General features: G+C 38.0%; 1 protein-coding gene. It reads right to left on the bottom strand.

Annotation, left to right across the window (positions count from 1 at the left end):
• A partial coding sequence (locus QYB97_RS25130; RefSeq protein ID WP_301168720.1) for a helix-turn-helix domain-containing protein occupies positions 1-277 on the bottom strand: 277 nt, incomplete at its 3' end.
• Between the last annotated feature and the right edge of the window lie 86 nt (positions 278-363).

Here is a 363-nt window from a genome sequence, read left to right as displayed (position 1 = left end):
GTTCTTCTCTCATCTCATAAATGGCTATCTTTCGTTTAAGCTGTTCAAGCTCACTTATTTCTTCGGGTCCTTTCCCAAAGGTATATTGTTTTCCAATCGGTTGGGCTAATCGTTGTTCCTCCCCATTTCGAAACCACTTCATCCACGTTTTAATTTGGGTCCGATTCTTAATTCCAAATTGATTCATCAGTTCCTGGTTGGTATATTTGCCTGTTAATTTAAGACGAATCACTTCTCTCTTTAGCTCTTCTGAATAAGCCTTCTTTTTTCTCTCCATGAGAAAAACACCTCCACTTTGTCGATAATTGTAAATACGACCATGGGGGTGTTTTTTCCTTTGTCTCATTTAATTAGGTCACTCTA

The organism is Fictibacillus fluitans (assembly GCF_030418125.1).
Taxonomy (GTDB): Bacteria; Bacillota; Bacilli; order Bacillales; family Fictibacillaceae; genus Fictibacillus_C; species Fictibacillus_C fluitans.
Note: the sequence above shows the minus strand (reverse complement) of the source record. Positions and strands in the feature narration are given on the sequence as shown.